Origin of the sequence: Mesorhizobium sp. M1A.T.Ca.IN.004.03.1.1 (genome assembly GCF_003997555.1) — a bacterium.
Taxonomy (GTDB): Bacteria; Pseudomonadota; Alphaproteobacteria; order Rhizobiales; family Rhizobiaceae; genus Mesorhizobium.
In genome coordinates this window covers 1-248 of the sequence record NZ_RZTV01000819.1, presented here as the reverse complement: position 1 = coordinate 248, position 248 = coordinate 1, and the positions used below count along the sequence as shown (strand labels likewise).

Genomic DNA, 248 nt, shown 5'->3' with positions numbered 1-248 from the left:
ATTCTCAGAAAAGGAAATCCGCAATCTTGTTCGCCTGCTGAAAGCGATCGATGCCAACCTGCAGGCCGAAGCGCTTCCCATCGAAGAGCCGGACGAAGACTGAAAATTCCCTGAAAAGACCAATTGCCTCCGCCGGCTAAATCTTTTAATTAAACATTTTAAGGCCGCGCCGGTTTTCCAGCGTGGTCTTGCTGTCTTGCGTGCTGCCTGGAGGAGGACACGTGGTCCAGAAGATCAAGCTTTCGACG

1 pseudogene is annotated in these 248 nt (G+C 51.6%); it reads left to right on the top strand.

The window, feature by feature from the left end:
* Window positions 1-103, top strand: a pseudogene (locus EOD29_RS33950) (MarR family transcriptional regulator); the annotation flags it as partial.
* Window positions 104-248: the final 145 nt, after the last annotated feature.